Origin of the sequence: Shigella sp. FC1544 (genome assembly GCF_001722145.1) — a bacterium.
Taxonomy (GTDB): Bacteria; Pseudomonadota; Gammaproteobacteria; order Enterobacterales; family Enterobacteriaceae; genus Escherichia; species Escherichia coli.
On record NZ_MECT01000269.1, the window covers coordinates 1 to 1,751 of the forward strand.

At 42.4% G+C, this 1,751-nt stretch carries 5 protein-coding genes; 1 reads left to right on the forward strand and 4 read right to left on the reverse strand.

Translation table 11 applies throughout. The annotated features are described in order from the left end of the window. Positions 1-302 precede the first annotated feature (302 nt). The gene (hokA, locus tag BGK49_RS13955) at positions 303-455 is read left to right on the forward strand and encodes a type I toxin-antitoxin system toxin HokA (protein WP_001135724.1); all 153 of its coding nucleotides are present in this window, start codon (positions 303-305) and stop codon (positions 453-455) included. On the opposite strand, the gene BGK49_RS31095 is transcribed toward hokA, so the two are convergent. The 4 genes from BGK49_RS31095 to BGK49_RS27190 form a co-directional block, all read right to left on the reverse strand. After that, entirely contained in the window at positions 444-503 is a 60-nt protein-coding gene (locus BGK49_RS31095) for a hypothetical protein (RefSeq protein WP_212732943.1), read from the reverse strand. The two genes, hokA and BGK49_RS31095, sit on opposite strands and share 12 nt — an antisense overlap. Before the next feature lie 130 nt (positions 504-633). Then, on the reverse strand, positions 634-846 hold the full coding sequence (gene cspE / locus BGK49_RS13960) for a transcription antiterminator/RNA stability regulator CspE (RefSeq protein ID WP_000014594.1): 213 nt from the start codon (positions 844-846) through the stop codon (positions 634-636). Positions 847-1,125: 279 nt separating this feature from the next. Beyond that, positions 1,126-1,416 (reverse strand): HTH-type transcriptional regulator, encoded by a 291-nt coding sequence (locus BGK49_RS13965; protein ID WP_005045913.1) that lies wholly within the window; start codon positions 1,414-1,416, stop codon positions 1,126-1,128. 254 nt (positions 1,417-1,670) lie between these two features. Continuing rightward, positions 1,671-1,751 (reverse strand): IS1 family transposase (locus BGK49_RS27190; RefSeq protein ID WP_000618533.1); only part of this gene is annotated, 81 nt, incomplete at its 5' end.

The following is a 1,751-nucleotide window of genomic DNA, read 5'->3' on the forward strand; positions in this document are numbered from 1 at the left end:
AGCGGAGCAGGAAGGACATCTGATGGAAATGGAAGCCACGCAAGCACCTTAAAATCACCATCATACACTAAATCAGTAAGTTGGCAGCATTACCAGATTTTTTTAGGATTATATCAAGGAGAAGAAACAAACTTATTAAGCTAGAATAGCTACGGGTGCTTGAGACTGTTTGTCTCAGGTATTCACCGAAAGGCAGACAGAGAAAAGCCCCACCTGACTATAAATCAAAGTGAGGCTACCCTATGCCTGAACACCATAAGGTTAGCCTCTTACTCGTTGGAAATCAACACAGGGGGCTGGGAATGCCGCAAAAATACGGATTACTTTCATTAATAGTGATTTGTTTCACGCTTTTATTTTTCACCTGGATGGTAAGAGATTCACTGTGTGAATTGCATATTAAACAGGGGCGTTATGAGCTGGCGGCATTTTTAGCCTGCAATTTAAAAGAGTAAGAGTCTTCGGCGGGAAATTATTCCCGCCTTTCTTACGGCGTTGCGCATTCTCATTGCACCCACATTTATTCTTCACAAAAATAATAATAGATTTTACTACGCGATCGATTATTTATTTCCTGAAAAAAAATAAAAAAAATCCCCGCCAAATGGCAGATTCTGTGCTTTTAAGCAGAGATTACAGGCTGGTTACGTTACCAGCTGCCGGGCCTTTAGCGCCGCTTTCGATGGTGAAGGACACTTTCTGACCTTCGTCCAGAGATTTGTAACCATCGTTCTGGATAGCAGAGAAGTGTACGAACACATCTTTAGAGCCATCGTCAGGAGTGATGAAGCCGAAGCCTTTGTCAGCGTTGAACCATTTTACGATACCAGTCATTTTACCGGACATAGTGTATTACCTTTAATAATTAAGTGTGCCTTTCGGCGATATGGCGTGCTTTACAGATTTTGAAGCGTTAAAGGAATGTGCACTACGAGGGGTATCAACGATAACTCTTGAAGGGACTTGCCTTACTACACTGCTTTAATGGTCTGTACGTCAAACCGTTGATGTGCATTAAGCCACGCATTGGCGGGTGATGCAACAATTATTTTTCATATTTATGATTAATCGGTTGGAAAACGTCCTGTCATCAGGACCGTAAACAGCAATAAAGTGGATAAAAGTCTATTCCATCAACTGATTACTTAATGCCGGGTTGGCTTGAATCAAACGCATCAATTTTAGTTCGGCACTTGAAGGCTTCACGCGTCTGGATTCCCATTCCTTTACCATGGCGACTGATATGCCCAAAACCCGGGCGAAATCATCGATTTTTAACCCTGTCCCTTTTCGTAACTGCTCAATTTCGGTACAGGACGTTGTTCTGTGCGTCAGGGTAATTTTCTGCGTTTCATCTTTAAAAACAATCTGTTCCAGGCTGCTCAACAGCTCATGCGTTGGATCTTTATATTCCATTGAAAACTCCTCAAATCACACTGCGGGATCGTGAATTGCATCGAAGCTCATTAAGAATAGTCGGGAAAAGCAGACACAGCGGGGTGAAGTCAGGGCATGCTCTGGCTATGATTCGATTCAGCCAGTCATTTAGCGTGACTTATAGCCACCTAACGATCTGATAAATGCCGATATATCTCTTACCACTCCTGTTTTGTAAAGATTTCGAAAATCTAAAGTTCTGCGAAGGCGTAAATCTCGGTAATGACTCCAACTTATTGATAGTGTTTTATGTTCAGATAATGCCCGATGACTTTGTCATGCAGCTCCACCGATTTTGAGAACGACAGCGACTT

What these genes read in the sequence shown, in the direction of transcription:
- hokA (WP_001135724.1), top strand. Translation starts at nt 303, where the DNA reads ATGCCGCAAAAATACGGATTACTTTCATTAATAGTGATTTGTTTCACG.
- cspE (WP_000014594.1), bottom strand. Translation starts at nt 846, where the DNA reads ATGTCCGGTAAAATGACTGGTATCGTAAAATGGTTCAACGCTGACAAA.
- BGK49_RS13965 (WP_005045913.1), bottom strand. Translation starts at nt 1,416, where the DNA reads ATGGAATATAAAGATCCAACGCATGAGCTGTTGAGCAGCCTGGAACAG.